The organism is Bosea sp. F3-2, from assembly GCF_008253865.1.
Lineage (GTDB): Bacteria > Pseudomonadota > Alphaproteobacteria > Rhizobiales > Beijerinckiaceae > Allobosea.
Genome location: NZ_CP042331.1, coordinates 1,389,894 through 1,407,956 on the forward strand (window position 1 = coordinate 1,389,894; position 18,063 = coordinate 1,407,956).

14 protein-coding genes are annotated in these 18,063 nt (G+C 66.7%); 3 read left to right on the top strand and 11 right to left on the bottom strand.

Translation table 11 applies throughout. The features are described from left to right. The first annotated feature begins 113 nt into the window (after positions 1-113). From FQV39_RS06430 to FQV39_RS06440, 3 genes are read left to right on the top strand one after another with little or no spacing between them, the layout of a single operon-like run. Positions 114-2,162, top strand: coding sequence for a hydantoinase/oxoprolinase family protein (locus FQV39_RS06430; protein ID WP_149129535.1), 2,049 nt, complete (start codon positions 114-116; stop codon positions 2,160-2,162). A 10-nt stretch (positions 2,163-2,172) separates the two neighbouring features. Beyond that, positions 2,173-3,873 (top strand): hydantoinase B/oxoprolinase family protein, encoded by a 1,701-nt coding sequence (locus tag FQV39_RS06435; protein WP_149129536.1) that lies wholly within the window; start codon positions 2,173-2,175, stop codon positions 3,871-3,873. Continuing rightward, entirely contained in the window at positions 3,870-4,895 is a 1,026-nt protein-coding gene (locus tag FQV39_RS06440) for an Ldh family oxidoreductase (protein ID WP_149129537.1), read from the top strand. The genes FQV39_RS06435 and FQV39_RS06440 overlap by 4 nt, the downstream gene beginning before the upstream one ends. Before the next feature lie 143 nt (positions 4,896-5,038). Here the strand turns inward: FQV39_RS06440 and FQV39_RS06445 are convergent, their stop codons facing one another. From FQV39_RS06445 to FQV39_RS06495, 11 genes are all read right to left on the bottom strand, one after another. After that, positions 5,039-8,203: an efflux RND transporter permease subunit gene (locus tag FQV39_RS06445; protein WP_149129538.1), complete on the bottom strand. Its 3,165-nt coding sequence runs from the start codon at positions 8,201-8,203 to the stop codon at positions 5,039-5,041. After that, positions 8,200-9,618, bottom strand: a complete 1,419-nt coding sequence (locus FQV39_RS06450; RefSeq protein ID WP_149129539.1) for an efflux RND transporter periplasmic adaptor subunit — start codon at positions 9,616-9,618, stop codon at positions 8,200-8,202. Before FQV39_RS06450 ends, FQV39_RS06445 begins: the two co-directional genes overlap by 4 nt. After that, positions 9,615-10,013, bottom strand: a complete 399-nt coding sequence (locus tag FQV39_RS06455; protein WP_149129540.1) for a FixH family protein — start codon at positions 10,011-10,013, stop codon at positions 9,615-9,617. Before FQV39_RS06455 ends, FQV39_RS06450 begins: the two co-directional genes overlap by 4 nt. Before the next feature lie 128 nt (positions 10,014-10,141). Continuing rightward, entirely contained in the window at positions 10,142-10,495 is a 354-nt protein-coding gene (locus FQV39_RS06460; RefSeq protein ID WP_149129541.1) for a hypothetical protein, read from the bottom strand. A 267-nt stretch (positions 10,496-10,762) separates the two neighbouring features. Further along, positions 10,763-11,797: a glycine betaine/L-proline ABC transporter substrate-binding protein ProX gene (gene proX, locus FQV39_RS06465; protein WP_248313269.1), complete on the bottom strand. Its 1,035-nt coding sequence runs from the start codon at positions 11,795-11,797 to the stop codon at positions 10,763-10,765. Positions 11,798-11,939: 142 nt separating this feature from the next. Further along, positions 11,940-12,896 (bottom strand): ABC transporter permease, encoded by a 957-nt coding sequence (locus FQV39_RS06470; RefSeq protein WP_149129542.1) that lies wholly within the window; start codon positions 12,894-12,896, stop codon positions 11,940-11,942. After that, complete coding sequence (locus tag FQV39_RS06475; protein ID WP_149129543.1) at positions 12,889-14,076, bottom strand: quaternary amine ABC transporter ATP-binding protein; 1,188 nt, start codon at positions 14,074-14,076, stop codon at positions 12,889-12,891. Before FQV39_RS06475 ends, FQV39_RS06470 begins: the two co-directional genes overlap by 8 nt. Before the next feature lie 158 nt (positions 14,077-14,234). Beyond that, the gene (locus FQV39_RS06480) at positions 14,235-14,549 is read right to left on the bottom strand and encodes an NIPSNAP family protein (protein WP_149129544.1); all 315 of its coding nucleotides are present in this window, start codon (positions 14,547-14,549) and stop codon (positions 14,235-14,237) included. Further along, the gene (locus FQV39_RS06485; protein WP_149129545.1) at positions 14,546-15,397 is read right to left on the bottom strand and encodes an alpha/beta fold hydrolase; all 852 of its coding nucleotides are present in this window, start codon (positions 15,395-15,397) and stop codon (positions 14,546-14,548) included. The genes FQV39_RS06480 and FQV39_RS06485 overlap by 4 nt, the downstream gene beginning before the upstream one ends. Before the next feature lie 3 nt (positions 15,398-15,400). Continuing rightward, a complete protein-coding gene (locus FQV39_RS06490; RefSeq protein WP_149129546.1) occupies positions 15,401-16,501 on the bottom strand; it encodes an LLM class flavin-dependent oxidoreductase in 1,101 nt (366 codons plus the stop codon). A 35-nt stretch (positions 16,502-16,536) separates the two neighbouring features. Continuing rightward, positions 16,537-18,048, bottom strand: a complete 1,512-nt coding sequence (locus tag FQV39_RS06495) for an aldehyde dehydrogenase (protein WP_149129547.1) — start codon at positions 18,046-18,048, stop codon at positions 16,537-16,539. Positions 18,049-18,063: the final 15 nt, after the last annotated feature.

Below are 18,063 nucleotides of genomic sequence, written 5' to 3' on the forward strand. Positions count from 1 at the left end.
CATGCCTTTGTCTGCGACCGCCTGAAGCGCGCGCCAGCTCGAACGAACGCCAGCCCCCCGATCAACCTGCCCCGCTCGCACCGCCGCGAGTGGGAACCCTGGAGCTTTGCCCCGTGGAGCCCGACATCCGTATCGCCGTCGATATTGGCGGCACCTTCACCGACATCGAGATCCTCGATGCCAATTCCGGTGCGATCCACCAGATCAAGACACCGAGCACGCCCGCCGATCCCTCAATCGGCCTGCTCACCGGCATCCGGCAGGCGTCGGAGCGCTTCGGCTTCCCGATGGAAGCGGTGCAGTACCTGCTGCACGGCACCACGATCGCGACCAATGCCGTGCTCGAGCGCAAGCTGCCGCTCGGCGCGGTCGTCACCACGGCCGGCTTCGAGGACGTGATGCAGATCGGCCGCCACGGCCGCAGCGATGTCTATGCGATCACGCTCGCCCAGCCGCAGCCGTTGGTGGCGCGCCGGCTCTGCTTCGGCGTGGCGGAGCGCGTCAACGCAGCCGGCGAAATCACGGTGCCGCTCGACGAGGACGATGTGCGCCGCATCGCGACCGAGATTGCGCGTGCCGGCGTCAAGTCGGTCGCGATCTGCCTGCTGCACGCCTACGCCAACCCGGCTCATGAAAGGCGGGTCGGCGCGATCCTCGCCGCGCTGCTGCCGGAGGTCGCGATCACGCTCGCCTCCGACATCTCGCCCGAGATCCGCGAATATGAGCGCATGTCGACGACGGCGCTCAACGCCATGCTGGTGCCGATCGTGCAGCGCTATACCGACCGGCTCGCCGGGCGGCTCAAGGACGAACTGCCCGAAGCGCAGGTCTACCTTGTGCAGTCGAATGGCGGCGTCTCCGGCCTTGCCAAGGCCGGGCGCGAGCCGGCCCGGCTGCTGCTCTCCGGGCCGAGCGGCGGCGCGGCGGCGGCCAGGCGCCTCTCGGCCGAGCTCGACGAGCCCCATCTCGTCGCGGTGGACATGGGCGGAACCTCCTTCGACATCTCCGTCGTCCATGACGGCGCGGTCGCCATGGTCAACGAGGGCGAGGTCGACGGTCTGCCCGTGCGCCTGCCGATGATCGAGATGCGCACCATCGGCGCCGGCGGCGGCTCGATCGCCTGGGTCGACGAGGGCGGGCGGCTGCGCATCGGCCCGCATTCGGCCGGAGCCGATCCGGGCCCGGCCTGCTACGGCAAGGGCGGCACGCAACTCACCGTCACCGACGCCAACCTCCTGCTCGGCCGTCTCGACGGGGGGAGCTTCATGGGCGGCGCCATGCCGCTCGACCGTGAGGCGGCTCGCAGGGCTGCCGAACCGATCGCCGCGAAGCTCGGTCTCACGGTCGATCAGGTTGCGGCCGGCGTCATCGACGTCGCCAATTCGGCGCTGGCGACGGCGACGCGGCTCTCGCTGTTCGAGAAGGGCATGGATCCCGAGGATTTTGCGCTGCTCTCCTTCGGTGGTGCCGGCGGCGTCCATGCCTGCGAGGTCGCGGAGGAACTCGGCATCCGCCGGGTCATCTTCCCCGCCCATGCCTCGACGCTCTCGGCCTGGGGCATCCTCTGGTCCGACATCGCGCATGATCTGAGCGCGACGCAGATCGGCCTCCTGACCGATCTTGCGCCCACGCTCGCCAAGATTTCGGAGCGCCTCGTCTCCGAAGCCAAAGCGCTGCTCGCGGAGGACGGCGTGCCGGATGGCGCGCAGCGCTTCGAGTGGGCGCTCGACCTGCGCTATGCGGGTCAGGCCTTCGACCTGCGCGTGGAGCTCGACGGCGCCGATTTCTCGCCAGCCGGGGTGGCAAAGGCCACCGCGGCCTTCCATGCGCTGCACCGCCAGCGCTTCTCCTATGACGAGCCGGCGGTCCCGGTCGAGATCGTCGCCCTGCGCCTCAAGGCGGTGGGCGGCCTCGCCAAGCCGATACCGGGCCATGCCGAGGTGGAACATGCGCGGCATGCGAGCCGCAACCGGCCGGTGCACGGCCGCAGCGGACCCGTGACAACGCCGGTCTGGGACCGGGACGCGATCGGCGGCACCGAGGCCGTGTCCGGCCCGGCCATCGTCGAGGAGCCCTACACCTCCATCTATCTGCCGGCCGGCTGGACGATCCTGACCCATGCGTCGGGTGCGCTGATCGCCGACCGTCTCGCCAGCCATTGAGGGTGCCGCCATGACCGATCTTCAGCCGGGCATCGACCCGATCCGCCTCGAAGTCATCCGCAACGCACTGGTCGCGGCCTCCGAGGAGATGAGCATCACGATCTGGCGGACCAGCCGCTCGACCGTGGTGCGCGAGATCCTCGACTTCTCGACCGCCGTCTTCGACGCGCAAGGCAACAACATCGCGCAATCCGCCCGCATTCCGGTCCATCTCAACTCGATGTCGGACTGCCTGCGCACGATCCTCGACCGGTTCATCCCGCTGGAGAAGTGGCAGGACGGCGACGTGATCGTCACCAACGATCCCTATTCCGGCGGGCAGCATCTGCCGGACATCCAGACCTTTCGCCCTGTCTTCGTCGACGGCAGGCGCATCGCGATCGTCGGCACGCTCTGCCATCATGTCGATGTCGGCGGCGGCGCGGCCGGCAGCTACTATGCCGCCGCTACCGAGGTCTTCCACGAAGGCATCCGCATCCCGCCGCTCCGGCTCGTCGACAAGGGCGTGCTCAATAGCGGCGTCTTCGAGATGCTGCTGCACAATGTCCGCCAGCCTGACGAGACGCGCGGCGATCTCAACGCCCAGATCGCCGCGCTCGGTATCGGCGAGCGGGCGGTCGCGCGCATGGCCCGCAAATACGGCACGGCCTCGCTGACCGCCGCCATGGCCGCGATCCTGGACGGTTCCGAGGCAATGATGCGCGCCGCGCTGAAGGCGCTGCCGGACGGGGAATCGTCCTTCGTCGAGCTCGTGGATGATGATGGCCAGTCCGAGGAGCCGATCAGGCTCGCGGTGAAGATCACCAAGGCCGGCGACAGCATCGCGCTCGATTTCGAAGGCTCGAGCCATCAGGTGCGGGGGCCGGTCAACAACACACCCGCGATGACCTGCTCGGCGGTCTACTACGCGTTGCTGGCGGCGTTGGGCGGCGATATTCCGGCCAATTCCGGCTGCTACCGGCCGGTGACGGTCAAGCTGCCCGAAGGCAGCGTCGTCAACGCGGCCTTCCCGGCGCCGGTCGCCGGCCGCATGGTGGTCAACCACCGCATCGCGACCGCCGTGTTCGGCGCTCTCGCCGCGATCATGCCGGAACGCATCCCGGCGGCCTATTACGCGATTTCGTATGTCTACGCCCTGCAGACCACGAACAAGCAGGGCAAGCAACAGGTCTATTTCGACATCGAGGTCGGCGGCTGGGGCGGCCATGCCGGCGGCGACGGCGCCAGCGCGTTGTCCTGCGGCCTGCACAACAACACCAATGCGCCGATCGAGATGGTCGAGGCGAAATATCCGGTGACCTTCATGAAATACGGCCTCATCCCGGATTCCGGTGGTGCTGGCCGGTTCCGCGGCGGCCTTGGTCTCGTGCGCGAATGGCGGCTCGATGCCGCCGAGGGCTCACTCTCGACCAATTTCGAGCGCTTCCGCCATGCGCCCTACGGCATCAGGGGCGGCGAGCCGGGCTCGCTCAGCCGCACGACCGTGACGCATCCGGACGGCTCGACCCTCTCCTTGCGCTCGAAGGTTTCCGGCATCCCGCTTCGGCGTGGCGATGTCGTCACCATCGAGACCTCCGGAGGCGGCGGCTATGGCGATCCAAGCGGCCGCGATCCGGAGCGGCTTGCCCGCGATCTCGCCGAGGGGCTCGTGACATCGGAAAGGGCCGCAGCCCTCTATGGCCGGAACGAGCGAAAGGAGATCGCAGCGTGACTGCCAACGCTCCGCACGACGCCGTCACCCTGAGCCTGACGGAAGTGGAAGCCCTGACGCGTTCGGCGTTGCTGGCCTGTGGCGTCGATCCGCGCAACGAGCCCGCGATCACGGCCTCGATGGTCGCGGCGGAAGCCGAAGGCATTCATAGCCATGGGCTGGCGCGCCTGCCGACCTATTGCGAGCACGCAAAGGTCGGCAAGATCGACGGCAAAGCGCGCCCCGTGCTGGACAGCCCGCGGCCCGGCCTCGTACGCGTCGATGCGAAAGGCGGCTTCGCCCATCCGGCGATCGATTTCGGGTTGCCCGCACTCTGCGAGGCGGTGAAGACGCAAGGCATAGCCGCGCTCGCGATAACAAACTCCTATAACTGCGGCGTCGTCGGCTATCATGTCGAGCGCGTCGCGGCGGAAGGGTTTTTGGCGCTTGGGTTTGTCAACGCGCCTGCTTCGATCGCGCCGATGGGCGGCACGAAGCCGGTCTTCGGCACCAACCCCATCGCGCTTGCGGTGCCGCGCTCGGGCCGGGAACCGCTCGTGCTGGACCAGTCTTCGAGCGTCGTCGCCAAGAGCGAGATCGTCGTGCATCAGCAGCGCGGCGAGCCGATCCCGCTCGGATGGGCGCTCGACAAGGACGGAAACCCCACGAGCGACCCTGCCGCTGCGCTCGCCGGTGGCACCATGGTTCCCGCGGGAGGGTATAAGGGGGCCGGGCTCGCGCTCATCGTCGAACTGCTCGCGGCCTGGCTGACCGGCGCCAACCTCTCGATCGATGCTTCCTCCTTTGCCGACAATTTGGGCCGCTCGCCGCGCACCGGCCAGTTCTTTATCGCAATCGACAGCGGTGCCCTCGCCGGCCCGAACTCGAACGAGCGTCTGGAACGCCTGTTCGGCGCCATCTTGCAGCAGGATGGTGCGCGACTGCCGGGCGAGCGGCGGAGCCGTGCGAAGAGGCGGACGGCAGCGCAGGGAGTAACCATTCCCAATGCGCTGTTCGAACGCTTGCAGCGCTACGCCGCCTGACAGGTAGAAGGGCAGCTCAAGGCCACCATAGATCGCCGCGCGTCCGATAGGACGCGGTAACGGTGATCTATGCTTTTGTTATCGCATCGGATCTTTCCGAAAAGTGGTTTCCACTTTTCGGTCCGATTCTACAGTTCGACCGATTACACGGCTGCGGGCTCCGCCAGCTCCAATTTTGAAGCGACCGTCGTGCCCATGGCCGGTAGCCGCCAGCCCTTGATGAGGCCATAGATCGCCGGGATCACGAGCAGTGTCAGCACGGTCGACGAGATCATGCCGCCGATCATCGGCACGGCGATGCGCTGCATCACCTCGGAACCCGTGCCGGTATTCCAGAGGATCGGCAGCAGGCCGGCCATGATTGCGACCACGGTCATGATCTTCGGTCGCACCCGCTCGACTGCGCCCAGCATGATCGCCTCATGCAGGTCGGCGCGGGTAAAGGCCCGCTCTTGCCCGACGCAGCGCGCGCGCACCTCACTGAGCGCGTGATCGAGATAGATCAGCATGATCACACCCGTCTCGGCGGCGACGCCAGCGAGAGCGATGAAGCCGACGGCCACGGCCACCGACATGTTGAAGCCGAGCCACCAGAGCAGCCAGATGCCCCCGACCAGGGCGAAGGGCAGCGAGAGCATGACGATGAAGGTCTCGGTCAGCCTGCGAAAGTTCAGGTAGAGCAGCAGGAAGATGATCGCGAGCGTCACCGGCACGACCAGCTTGAGGCGTGCCTCGGCCCGTTCGAGGTATTCGAACTGGCCGCTCCAGGCGATGCGGTAGCCCGCGGGCAGCTTGACGCTCTGCGCAATCGCGTTCTGGGCATCGCGGACATAACCGCCGAGATCGCGCCCCGCCGTGTCCACGAAGATATAGACCGCGAGCTCGCCGTTCTCGGTGCGGATCGAGGCGGCGCCGCGCTTGCGCTCGATGCTCGCGACCTCTCCGAGCGGCACGCTGGCGCCGGACGGCGTCGAGACCTGGACCTCGCGGGCGACCGCCTGCGGATCGGAACGCAGATCCCGCGGGTAGCGGATGGCGACCCCATAGCGCTCGCGGCCCTCGACCGTCGTCGTCACGGTCTCTCCGCCCATCGCCATCAGGATCGCATTCTGGACGTCGCCGACGGCGAGCCCGTAGCGGCCCAGGGCGATCCGATCCGGCACGATGTCGAGGAAGTAGCCGCCGATGACGCGTTCGGCATAGGCGCTGCTCGTGCCCGGAACGGCCTTCAGTACGGTCTCCACCTGGCGCGAGACCGCCTCCATCTGCGCGAGATCGGTGCCGAACACCTTCACTCCGATCGGCGTGCGGATGCCGGTCGCCAGCATGTCGATGCGCGCGCGGATCGGCTGGGTCCAGGCATTGGAGACGCCCGGGAACTGGAGCGCCTTGTCCATCTCGGCCTTGAGGCTGTCGAGCGTGACGCCTGCGCGCCATTCCGTCTTGGGCTTCAGGTTGATGATGGTCTCGAACATCTCGGTCGGCGCCGGATCGGTCGCGGTCTGGGCGCGGCCGGCCTTGCCATAGACCGAGGCAACCTCCGGAAAGGAGCGGATGATCCGGTTCTGGGTCTGGAGCAGCTCGGCCGCCTTGGTTACGGAGATGCCGGGCAAGGTGGTCGGCATGTACATCAGCGTGCCCTCGTCGAGGGTCGGCATGAACTCCGAACCGAGCTGGCGTGCTGGCCAGAAACTGAATCCGAGGACCGCCAGCGCGAGCAGGATCGTCAGGGTCTTGGCTCCGAGGACGCCGCGGATGATCGGGCGGTAGACTGCGATCAGGCCGCGATTGATCGGATTCCGACTCTCCGGGATGATCCTCCCCTTGACGAAGATGACCATCAGGGCCGGCACGAGCGTCACCGACAGGAGCGCTGCCGCCGCCATGGCGAAGGTCTTGGTGAAGGCAAGCGGCCCGAACAGGCGACCTTCCTCCGCCTCCAATGTGAAGATCGGCAGGAACGAGACGGTGATGACGAGCAGGCTGAAGAACAGCGCCGGACCGACCTCACTCGCCGCCTCGATCAGGATTTCGACGCGCGGCTTGTCCGGCGGCGCCCGTTCGAGATGCTTGTGAGCGTTTTCGATCATGACGATGGCGGCGTCGATCATGGCTCCGACCGCGATGGCGATCCCGCCCAGGCTCATGATGTTCGAACCGAGCCCGAGTGCCTTCATCGCCGAGAAGGCCATCAGGATGCCGACCGGCAGCATGATGATCGCCACCAGCGCGCTGCGCAGATGCAGCAGGAAGACGATGCAGACCAGCGCGACGATAATGCTCTCTTCGATCAATGTGCCCTTCAATGTCTCGATCGCCCGCTCGATCAGCCCGGAACGATCATAGACAGGCACAATCTCCGCCCCGCCCGGCAGGCTCGAGGCGATCTCCGCAAGGCGCGTCTTGGCCCGCTCGATGACGGAGAGCGCGTTGGCGCCGAAACGCTGCAGCACGATGCCGCTTGCGACCTCGCCCTCGCCATTGAGTTCGGTGATGCCGCGCCGCTCATCGGGACCGAGTTCGACACGGGCGACATCGGATAGGCGCAGGGGCACGCCGCGCTCGCTCTTCAGGACGATGTTCTCGATGTCGGCGAGCGACTTGAGATAGCCGCGGCCGCGCACCATGAACTCGAACTCGCTGAGCTCGACCGTACGGCCGCCGACATCCATGTTGCTGCTGCGCACGGCCTCGCGCAGTGCCGCCAGCGAGACACCCTGAGCACGCAGGCGCACGGGATCGACGACGATCGCATATTGCTTGACGAAACCGCCGACGCTCGCGACCTCGGCCACGCCCTCGGCACGTGAAGCGGCAAAGCGTACGACCCAATCCTGCACGGAGCGCAGCTCGGCCAAGGTCATGTCCTTGGCCATGACCGCGTATTGATAGACCCAGCCGACTCCGGTCGCGTCCGGCCCGAGCGTGGGCGATACGCCGGCCGGCAGGCGTCGCGGAGCGGCGTTGAGATATTCGAGCACGCGCGAGCGCGCCCAGTAGGGATCGGTGCCCTCCTCAAAGATGACGTAGACGAAGGAGACGCCGAAGAAGGAGAAGCCGCGCACGACCCGCGCCTTGGGCACGGTCAGCATCGAGGTCGTGAGAGGATAGGTGACCTGATCCTCGATCACCTGCGGCGCCTGGCCGGGATATTCGGTGTAGACGATGACCTGGACGTCGGAGAGGTCGGGAATGGCGTCGAGCGGCAAGGTCTTCAGCGCATAGATACCGGCGGCCACGGCAAAGGCCGTGGCAACGAAGACGAGGATCAGGTTACGCGCCGACCAGGCGATCAGGCGGGCGATCATGGCTTGGCTTCCGGCTGTGCGAAGCCGCTCAGGGCGGCCTTGAGGTTGCTCTCGGCGTCGATCAGGAAGTTGGCCGAGATGACGACGCGGTCGCCCTCGGAGACGCCCTCGGTGATCGCGACCATGCCGTCGCCGCGACGGCCGAGCTTGACCTCGCGCGGTTCGAAACGGCCCTCGCCGCGATCGAGGATAACGACGCGGCGCGTGCCGCTATCGATTACGGCGCTGTCGGGAACCGCCAGTTCCGGAGCTGCATCACCGGAGCCGATTTCGACGTCGGCATACATGTTCGGCAGCAGCACGCCCTCGCGGTTGGCGATTTCGATGCGGACCTTTGCCGTGCGCGTTGCCTCGGCGATCTGCGGATAGATCACGCTGACCCGCCCCTCGAACGAACTTCCGGGGCGACCACGCAGCTGCACCGCAGCCGGTGCGCCGATGCGAACGGCGGCCAGCTCGCGTTCCGGCACGTCGGCCAGAACCCAGATCGTCGAGATGTCGGCAAGCCGGAACAGGCTGTTGCCGGCCACGATTTTCATGCCGTCGCTGACCGTGCGTTCAAGCACGATGCCGTCGCGTGGCGCCGACCAGTTGATCGTCAGCGGCACCTTGCGGCTGCGCTCGATCTCGGCGATGACCTCGGGTGGAAGGCCGAGGTTTTCGAGCCGCTGCCTTGCTCCGCCTTCGGGCACGCCGCGCGCGGCAGCATTGAGCTCGGTGATGAACTGGGCCCCCGCCGTGCTGATCTCGGGGGAGTAGATGCGCACGAGCCGCGTGCCTTTCGCGACGCGGTCACCCGTCGTGACCGGCGCGACCTCCTGGACGAAAGCATCCGCACGCATTGCGATGACGGAAACCCGGCGCTCGTCGAGCTGGACGGAGCCGGGTACGCGGATCGATCGATCGATTGCCTTGCGTCTGACCGGCTCCGAGCGCACGCCGCTGCGCTGGATGCGCCCCGGCGAGAGCTTGACGATTCCGGCCTCGTTTGCCTCGCCTTCGTAGACGGGGAGATAATCCATCCCCATCGAGTCCTTCTTCGGCACCGGCGAGGTGTCCGGGAGACCCATGGGATTGCGGTAGTAGAGGACGCGCTTCGCGTCGGCCTGCGCCGTCCGCTCCTCACTCGGGGGCTTCTCCTCGAAGCTGATGTCCTGGCTGGCGTGGACGGCCGTGAAGGGCCGGCCGTCCTCGGTCTGGCGCGGCCCTGCCGAATAGACGGGCTTTCGATCGGGATCCTGATAATAGATCACCGGTCCGGTTCCGACGGGCTCGTTTGCCGCGAGCGAACCCTCGATGCCGAACCAGGTGCGGAGGCCCGCCACCGCGATACCGCGTTGCCCGGCCCAATAGCCTGCACCTCCCGCCGCCAGAATGGCGGCGAGAGCGAGGCCCGTGAGGGCAATACGCTTCATGGCACGGCCTTGAAGATCAGCTTGTTTTCGAGCGCGCCAGTCTCGCCCTGGATCTTGGCGCCCAGCGAGAGGCGCCAGCCGCCGGCCATGACCAGATTGGTCTTGAAGCGATAGGTTCCGGGCTCGGTCGATGGCATCGCCTCGATCGGCGACGCCATCATCTCCATGCCGTCAGGCGCCATATCGATGCGCTGGGCGAAGATCACCGCATCCGGGACCGACTTGCCCGAGCGCTTATCGACGAGCTGAACGGCTAAGATGACGCCGTTGCCCTGCTTGAGCTCGTTCTGCACAAGCCGGAATTCGTAGTCCTTGATGTCCGCGAGCGCCGGAAGTGAGGCAGCCGCGAGCGGAAGCGCTGCGGCGAGCGCACGCAAAGTGTTGATGAAGGTCATGATCGTAGTCCTGAGTGCATCAGGCATGCCGCGCATGCGCACAGCCCTAGACGTGGCGATGGCCACGGCTCACCGCCCGCCCGGAGCTTCCGCGCGGACGAAACCAGCGCCGACGCGCTGGCGATGCCTCAGGCTCGTGGAGGTCGTGCAGGCGGCTCGAACGGCCGCGACATACGGGCAGCGTCATCCCCTGCCAGCACGAGTTGGGCGATGACGGGCTGGACGAGTGTGACGAATGACGTGGGTTCGCTCGCGAAGCACTTGGCCAGGCAGAAGCTCAGCGCCGGGCAGTTGGTCGTGCAGTCCTTCGCCTTGCCCTGATCGGTCGGGCAGCACGGCATGCCGACATCCATCGGCATCACCGTTTCCATGACGTCCATCCGGCCAAAACTTGCCTGCGCCGGGCTGACGAAGGCAGCCAGAACGGTGGCCGCGACAAACACGGCCAGCACCAGACAATGCGCAAGCAGCCGAAGCTTCATGCGGATGGAATGGCATGGCTGGAACATCCGCGAAAGGCCGCTCGCTTCAAGACTTCGTCATCGCGGACTCTCGCGTTCCAAAATGCTGGGCAGCCTCAGGCAGAGACCGTGCTCGCAGGCACAACCGCACTGAAAATTGGCGCAGGCAGTTCCCGCTGTAGCCAATCGACGCGCCACCAGAAATGACCGTGGCCGGTGTCCAAGACTCAAAAGGCGAGGTCGAAAACCGGCCTCGCCCCTGCACGAGAGATGAGATGAGGTCTCGGCTTACTTCGCCGTGCGCGCAGCCGCGACCCAGCTGTCGAACTGAGTCTTGTGCGCGCCGACCCATTCATCAGCCATCTTGGTGATGAGGGCGTTGCTGCCGCCGTTCTTGTTGATGTTGAATTCCCAGTGCGACCAGTCCTCGAGCGGGAACTTGATGTTCTCGACGAGGGCCTTCACGGCCGGGTTGGCGGCAACGAATTTCTTGTTCGCGACAGCGCCCCAGTTCCAGGAAGCCATGGCCATGCGGCAGGGATCGGCGCCGCCGGCGCAGCCCTTCACACCCTTGACCAGCGCCGAGCCCTTGTTCGGGACGGAGGGCGGCAGCGCATCCTCCGGCGTCGGCAGCCAGACCACGTCCTTGCCCGGAACGAGCGCATTGTTCACCCAGGACGGGCTCCAGGCGTAGAAGAAGGCCGGCTCGCCGCGCTTCACGCGCGCCACGGCCTCGACCATCAGCGCCTCGTACTTGCCGCGGATCGACTTCACCGTGTCCTTCAGGCCGAACTTGTCGAGCTGGAAGTCGACGACGTCGCCGCAAGACCAGCCGGGATCGCAATTGATCAGGTCGGCCTTGCCGTCCTTGCCGAACAGCGCCGCGATCTTGGGATCCTTCATCTGGATCAGCGAGGTGATGTTATGGGCGTCGGCCGTCTTCTTGTCGATCAGGTAGCCGTTGATGCCGCCGCCGACGATCAGGCCGGCGCCGACGATCTCGGCATCCTTCTCGACCGCGCGGAAGCCCGGCTCGCGCTGCGGGAAATTGACGTCGGTCGCGAGATCAAGGTCGCCCTGCGCCGCGGCCTGGAAGAACAGCGTGGTGTTCACGGTGCTGAGCTTGACGTCGTAGCCGAGCTCCTTCAGCGCCTTCATCACGATCTGGGCGGTGACATAGTTGGCGCCGAGGCTGTCGCTCTGGGCATAGCGCACGGTCTTGCCCTTGCCGGGCATGTCCTGAGCAACAGAGGGCATTGCCGCAAAGGCGAGCACGCCCGCGGCAACCGCCGCCGTCAGCATCTTCAATCTGGCCATGGTCATCGTCTCGTTCTCCTCGTGGTCGCCGGTTCGCGCCGGTCTGTCTGCTGATGGTTTTCGTTGTTTCCCCTCCCCGCCTCGCGGCGGGTCTCAAAGACCGGGCGCAACCGCGCTCCGTCCCTTCTCCTGCGCATCATGCGATGCGTCAGACAGCCTGCTTCGCCGGGGCCGCCACCGCCGCCGCCTCCGCATCGGGCTGACCACCCCTGAACAGGCGCGCTATCGTGCCGAGCAGCGAGGTGCGTGCGGCGGACCTGCCGCCCGCCTTCGGCGCGGCCAGCTTCTGCGTGATGCGGTCGAGCACCATGGCGAGCAGGACGATGGCGATGCCACCGACCGCCGCACGGCCGACGTCGAGGCGACCGAGGCCTTGCAGCACGACGAGGCCGAGCCCCTCCGCGCCGATCATCGCGACGACGACCGAGAGCACCATTGCCGTCAGCACGGTCTGGTTCAGGCCGCCGAGGATGGTCGGGATCGCGAGCGGCAGCTGGATCTCGAAGAGGAGCTGGCGCTTGTCGGCACCGAAGGCGAGGCCGGCCTCGACGATCTCGTGCTCGACCATGCGAATGCCGAGATTGGTGAAGCGGATCAGCGGCGGTGCGGCGGCCGTCACGACCGCGACCTCGCCCGGCACGGTACCGACGCCGAACAGCATCACCACGGGGACGAGATACACGAAGCTCGGCGTCGTCTGCATGATGTCGAGGATCGGGCGCACGACGTTCCAGACCCGGTCGCTGCGCGCGCACCAGATGCCGATCGGAATGCCGATGACGGCGCAGAAGACGATGGCGGTCGAGATCAGCGAGAGCGTCGTCATCGCCTCGCTCCAGACGCCGAGCGCGGCGATGACGATCAACGAGACAGCGCTGAACACCGCGATGCCGAGCGTGGAGAGCCGCCAAGCCAGCAGGAAGAAGCCGACCACGAAGAGCGGGAACGGAATGGCGTGGAGGACCCAGTCGTTCAGGCTCAGCAGGTTCTCGACCGGCCATTTGATGGCGAGGAAGATCGGACGCAGGTTGAGCGCGACCCAGCTGACGCCCTGCTGGATCCAGGCGTCGATCGGGAAGACGGCAAGATCGTCGGCCTTAAACATGGCGCTCTCCGGCGGAAACGGTCTTGGGGGTGGTGGAGGAGATGCGGGCCAGGATGTCGTCGGCGCCGAGCGAGCCCATGAACTTGCCCTGCTCGTCGACGACCGCGATCGGACGGCCGTCGCGATAGCTGCGCGCGACGTCGAGCAGCTTCGCGCCGGGTCGGACGCTGACATAGTCGCTGCTCGGCGCAGCGATCTCGCCACTCGCGCGGGCGCGCACGCAGGCTTCGGCGTCGAGCGCGCCGAGCACCTTGCCCTCGCGATCGAGCATGAAGCCGGCGCCGCCGGCCTCGCCGACGAGCGTGCCGCGCTCCGACCGCAGGATCGGCTCGCCGGCCCGCATCACAGAACGCGCATCGAACAGCCGGGCGCGATCGACCTCGCGGGTGAAGGCCGCGACATAGTCGCTGCCCGGCTCCAGCACGATCGACTGCGGCGTGCCTTCGCGCACCAACTCACCCTCGGACATGATGGCGATGCGGGTGCCGAGCTTCAGCGCCTCCTGGAAATCGTGGGTGATGAACAGGATGGTCTTGTTCAGCGTGCGCTGCAGGCGCAGCAGCTCGTCCTGCATCTCGGTGCGGATCAGCGGGTCGAGCGCGCTGAAGGCCTCGTCCATGATCAGGATGTCGGCATCGGTGGCGAGCGCACGGGCGAGGCCGACACGCTGGCGCATGCCGCCCGACAGCTCGTGCGGGTAATGGTAGCCCCAGCGGCCGAGGCCGACGACGGTGAGCACCTCCTCGGCGCGGCGGCGACGCTCGGCCGGAGCGATGCCGCGCAGCTTCAAGCCGAACTCGACATTCTCGATGACGCGCTTGTTGGGCAGGAGCGCGAAATGCTGGAAGACCATCGAGATGCGGGTGCGGCGCACCTCGCGCAGATCCTCCTCGCCCAGCGCGACGATGTCGCGCCCGTCGAGCAGGATCTTGCCGGCGCTCGGCTCGTTCAATCGGTTGATGCAGCGCGCCAGCGTGGACTTGCCGGAACCCGACAGGCCCATGACCATGTACATGGCACCCTGCGGCACGCTCAGCGAGACATTGTTGAGCCCGACCACCGCGCCGAGCTTCTCGAAAACCTCGTTCTTGTTGCCGCCCTTCGCCAGGATCTCGAGCGCCGGGCGGGGCGTGTTCGAAAATATCTTGTACAGATTCTGGATCTGCAGTCGCTCGGTCATATCCGGACCCCTCCTCTCGGCACCCGATTGGGTCGGGCTTGTTCGACCTGCCTGCCGACAGCAATTAAGTGCCGGCCAGGATGGCGCGTCTTCCTGCGATCCGATGGAGGAACGAGCTCCCCCCTCGTCCCCCCAGAGGAAGATGCGCGCGACCGCCGCTAGCGCAGCGGCGAAAAATCCGTCGGCAGCAGGATCCGGTTCTCGGCCTGCTCGATGTTCTCGGACAGCTTGGGCAGGAAGGCCTGCCAGTGCGGGTCGTCCGCGAGCTGCTGGCGCCGGCGCGTCCTGTCCTCGAAATCGGCATAGGCCCACAGATGGGTCACATGGCTGAGCGGCCCGATCTCGGTGGTGAAGTAGCCGATCAGATGCCCGAGGATCGGCTGCTGGATCGCCAGGCCCTCCTCGCGCACGAGCTGGAGATAGCGGCCCATGCGGCCGTTGCGGATCCGGTAAATGCGTTCCTCGACGATCATGCCGACTGCCCTCTCGCACCATCGCCGAGGAAGTCGCGCATCAGCCCGGCAACCTGCTCCGGTGCTTCCGTCAGGATCGAGTGACGCAGGCCCGACAGGATGTGCAGCTTCGAGGCGGAGATGCGCTCGTGCATGTAGAGCGCCATGCGCGGATTCGACCCGGCGTCGTGCTCGCCGGTCGCGATCAGGACGGGGACGCGGATCTGATCGAGCAGCCCGCCAAAATCCGTCTGGGCCAGCACGCGATAAGCCGCGGCATAGCACTCGGGATCGTTTTCGGCGTTGCGCTGACGCAGCTTGGCGATGAGCTCCGGATTCCTTGCCTGGAAGCCCTCGGTCAGCCAGCGCGACAGCGAGGCATCGTAATGCGAGCCGCGGTCACCCGCCTGCAACGCCGCAAGCCGGGCGGCGACGCGCTCGCGCTCCTCTTCGGTGCGCCCGGCGACGGTCGCCAGCAGCACGAGGCGGCGGATGCGGTCCTGATGCGTCAGCGCCAGGCGTTGCGCGATCAGCCCGCCGAGCGAGAAGCCGGCGAGGTTGAAGGTCTCGAAACCGGCATGGTCGGCCAGCGCCAGCACGTCACCGATAAAATCGTCGATCTCGTAGCGGCCCCGCACCTTGCTCGAACGGCCATGACCGCGCAGGTCGAAGGTGAGAATCCGGAAGCGGTCGGAGAGGCGCTCGACCACGCCCTCCCAGGCTTCGAGGTAGGAGCCGACGCCGTGAATGCAGATCAACGGCTCGCCCTGCCCTTCGATCCGATAATTCAGCGTCACACCGCCGACGGTCAGGCTCTGCAGCTCTTCCGCCGGCTCGGCGCGGTGGACAATCGATGTTGCGGCAGCCATGGCTCAGTTCCCCACCGCGGCGAAGCGAGGAGTTTGCTCCACCGCCTTGGCCTTTTCCCGCTCACGAGCGGCGAAGTACGGCATTACCTCGTCGATGAAGAGACGCAGCGTCTTCACCTGCAATTCGAAGGGCAGGTTGAAGGACAGGCCCAGCGCGAATTGGTCGACACCGGCATCCTCGTAGATTTGCAGCTTGCGGATCACCTCGTCGGGCGTGCCGAACATCAGATTGTCGCGCACGGCCTGGGGGTTGTAATTGTCGCGGTTGGCGATGGTCTCGAAGGGGATGGCCTCGGGGAAGCCGTTCATCACCGCGCCGCTGTTCTGCATCAGGTTCTCGAAATAGCCGCCGTAGTCGACCGAGTGCCGCACCGCGAGCTCCCAATCCTCCTTGCGGTCGTAGACGCAGGTGCGCCGCTGCATCATCAGGCGCGGACGCGGGCGCTCCGGATGGCCGGCCACCGCCTTGCGGAACTTCTCACCGAGCACACCGACCTCGACCGGCGGCGCCGAAAGCGGCGTCGAGAGGATGTTGGCGCCGATGCCCACCGCCCAGTCGAAGGTGCCGGGATCGCGCGCCGCGACCCAGATCGCCGGATGCGGTTGCTGCAGGGGCTTGGGCACCGAGGTGGCGAGTGGGAACTGCCAGTAGTGGCCATTGTGCTCGTAGTCGCCGGCCCAGAGCTTCTGCACCGCCGGCACCAGTTCCTTCATGAAGGCGACGCCTTCCTGCTGCGGGATGCCGCCGGCCATGCGGTCGAACTCGTATTGGTAGGCGCCACGCGCGATGCCGAATTCGAGGCGCCCCCCGGTCAGGTGGTCGCAGAGTGCTGCCTCCCCCGCCAGCCTGATCGGCGACCAGTAGGGCGCCACGATCGTCGCGGTGCCGAGCCGAATGCGGTCGGTGTGCTGGGCGAGCCAGGTCAAGGTCTGAAAGGGGTTCGGCGAGATCGTGCACTCGATGGTGTGGTGCTCGGCGGTCCACAGCGTCTCGAATCCGCCTTCGTCGGCGATCTTCGCCAGCGCGCGGAAGTTGCGGACGGCGTCCTGCATGGAATCCTGCGGCGAGAACCGCTCCATGAAGAGCGAGACGGCGAATTTCATGGCTTTCCTCCGTTCTGGCTTCTGTCGCGGACAGCTCAGCGCAGGCGAATGACGAACGGGTCCTGCATGGCGCCCGAGTAGTCGATGAGAACGTTCTTCAGGCGCGAGAACTCGCGCATGACCTCGAAGCCGCCGCGGCGGCCATAGCCGCTGTTCTTCATGCCGCCATTGGCGGACATGTAGGCGGCGGAGCGGTAGGTGTTGATCCAGACGGTGCCGGCATCGATCTCGCGGGCGAAGCGCATCGCCCGGTCGATGTCCCTGGTCCAGATGCCGGAAGCGAGACCGTATTCGGTGTCGTTGGCGAGCTGGATCATTTCGGCCTCGGTCTTGAACGGCACGATGCCGACGACCGGTCCGAAGATCTCCTCGCGCATGAAGCGCATGTCGTTGCGCGCCTCGACCAGCACGGTCGGCTCGAAATACCAGCCGCGCGCCAGCTCACCGTCCTGCGGCTTGCGGCCACCGACCGCGACCTTGGCGCCCTCGCGCACGCCGGAGCCGACATAGTCCTCGACCTTGGCGAGTTGGGACGCCAGCGCGACCGGGCCGATATCGGTGTCCTCGACCTGGGGATGGCCGACCTTGATGCGGCGCGTGCGCTCGACCAGCGCCTCGACGAAGCGGTCGTAGATCGGCTGCTCGACGAAGCAGCGCGAGCCGGCGACGCAGGTCTGGCCGGCGGCGGCGAAGACGCCGGAGACGACGCCGTTCACCGCCCGGTCGATGTCGACATCGGAGAAGATGACATGGGGCGACTTGCCGCCGAGCTCCATCTGGCAGGGCACGAGGTTCTGCGCAGCGTTGCCGGCGATCTTGCGCCCGGTGAAGGTCGAGCCGGTGAAGACGTATTTCGCGATGCCGGGGTGACGCGTCAGGGCCTCGCCGGTGGTGGCACCGTCGCCGGTGACGACGTTGATCACGCCGGGCGGAATGCCGGCCTCGATCGCGAGTTCTGCCAATGCGAGGCTCGACGCCGTAGCGTGCTCGGAAGGCTTCACCACGATGGTGTTGCCGATGGCGAGGCACGGAGCGAGCGTGCCGGTCAGCATCATCAGCGGCGAGTTCCAGGGGATGATCATGCCGATCACGCCCAGCGGCTCGCGCAGATTGAAGTTCAGCGAGTCGAGCTTGTTGACCGGAATCGTCTCGCCGAGCAGCTTGTCGGCCATGCCGGCGAAATAGAGATAGGAGTCCGGGATCGCCCGCATCTGGGCCCGCATCTCCTTGAGCAGCTTGCCGTTGTCGCGGCACTCGATCATCGCCAGCTCGTCGGCGTTCTGCAGGACGAGCTCGCCGAGGCGGCGCACCAGCTTGCCGCGTTCGGTCTGGGTCATCCGGCGCCAGGCCGGGTTGACGAAGGCAGCCCTGGCCGAGCGCACGGCGGCATCGACATCGGCGGCGTCACCCTGAGCGAACTCGTACCAGGGCTCGGCCGTCGTCGGATCGTAGGAGGGGACGTAGACGCCGCTCCTGGGCGCGACGAACGCGCCGTCGATGAATAGGCCCTGGCGCGAACCTTCGAGAGATTTGACGGTGGTCTTCATGGTCGCTCTGCCGGC

Bases quoted from the DNA above. Each gene is read 5' to 3' on its own strand.
- FQV39_RS06490 (WP_149129546.1), bottom strand. From the start codon at position 16,501: ATGAAATTCGCCGTCTCGCTCTTCATGGAGCGGTTCTCGCCGCAGGAT.
- FQV39_RS06475 (WP_149129543.1), bottom strand. From the start codon at position 14,076: ATGACCGAGCGACTGCAGATCCAGAATCTGTACAAGATATTTTCGAAC.
- FQV39_RS06435 (WP_149129536.1), top strand. From the start codon at position 2,173: ATGACCGATCTTCAGCCGGGCATCGACCCGATCCGCCTCGAAGTCATC.
- FQV39_RS06480 (WP_149129544.1), bottom strand. From the start codon at position 14,549: ATGATCGTCGAGGAACGCATTTACCGGATCCGCAACGGCCGCATGGGC.
- FQV39_RS06455 (WP_149129540.1), bottom strand. From the start codon at position 10,013: ATGACCTTCATCAACACTTTGCGTGCGCTCGCCGCAGCGCTTCCGCTC.
- FQV39_RS06445 (WP_149129538.1), bottom strand. From the start codon at position 8,203: ATGATCGCCCGCCTGATCGCCTGGTCGGCGCGTAACCTGATCCTCGTC.
- proX (WP_248313269.1), bottom strand. From the start codon at position 11,797: ATGACCATGGCCAGATTGAAGATGCTGACGGCGGCGGTTGCCGCGGGC.
- FQV39_RS06495 (WP_149129547.1), bottom strand. From the start codon at position 18,048: ATGAAGACCACCGTCAAATCTCTCGAAGGTTCGCGCCAGGGCCTATTC.
- FQV39_RS06460 (WP_149129541.1), bottom strand. From the start codon at position 10,495: ATGAAGCTTCGGCTGCTTGCGCATTGTCTGGTGCTGGCCGTGTTTGTC.
- FQV39_RS06485 (WP_149129545.1), bottom strand. From the start codon at position 15,397: ATGGCTGCCGCAACATCGATTGTCCACCGCGCCGAGCCGGCGGAAGAG.
- FQV39_RS06470 (WP_149129542.1), bottom strand. From the start codon at position 12,896: ATGTTTAAGGCCGACGATCTTGCCGTCTTCCCGATCGACGCCTGGATC.
- FQV39_RS06450 (WP_149129539.1), bottom strand. From the start codon at position 9,618: ATGAAGCGTATTGCCCTCACGGGCCTCGCTCTCGCCGCCATTCTGGCG.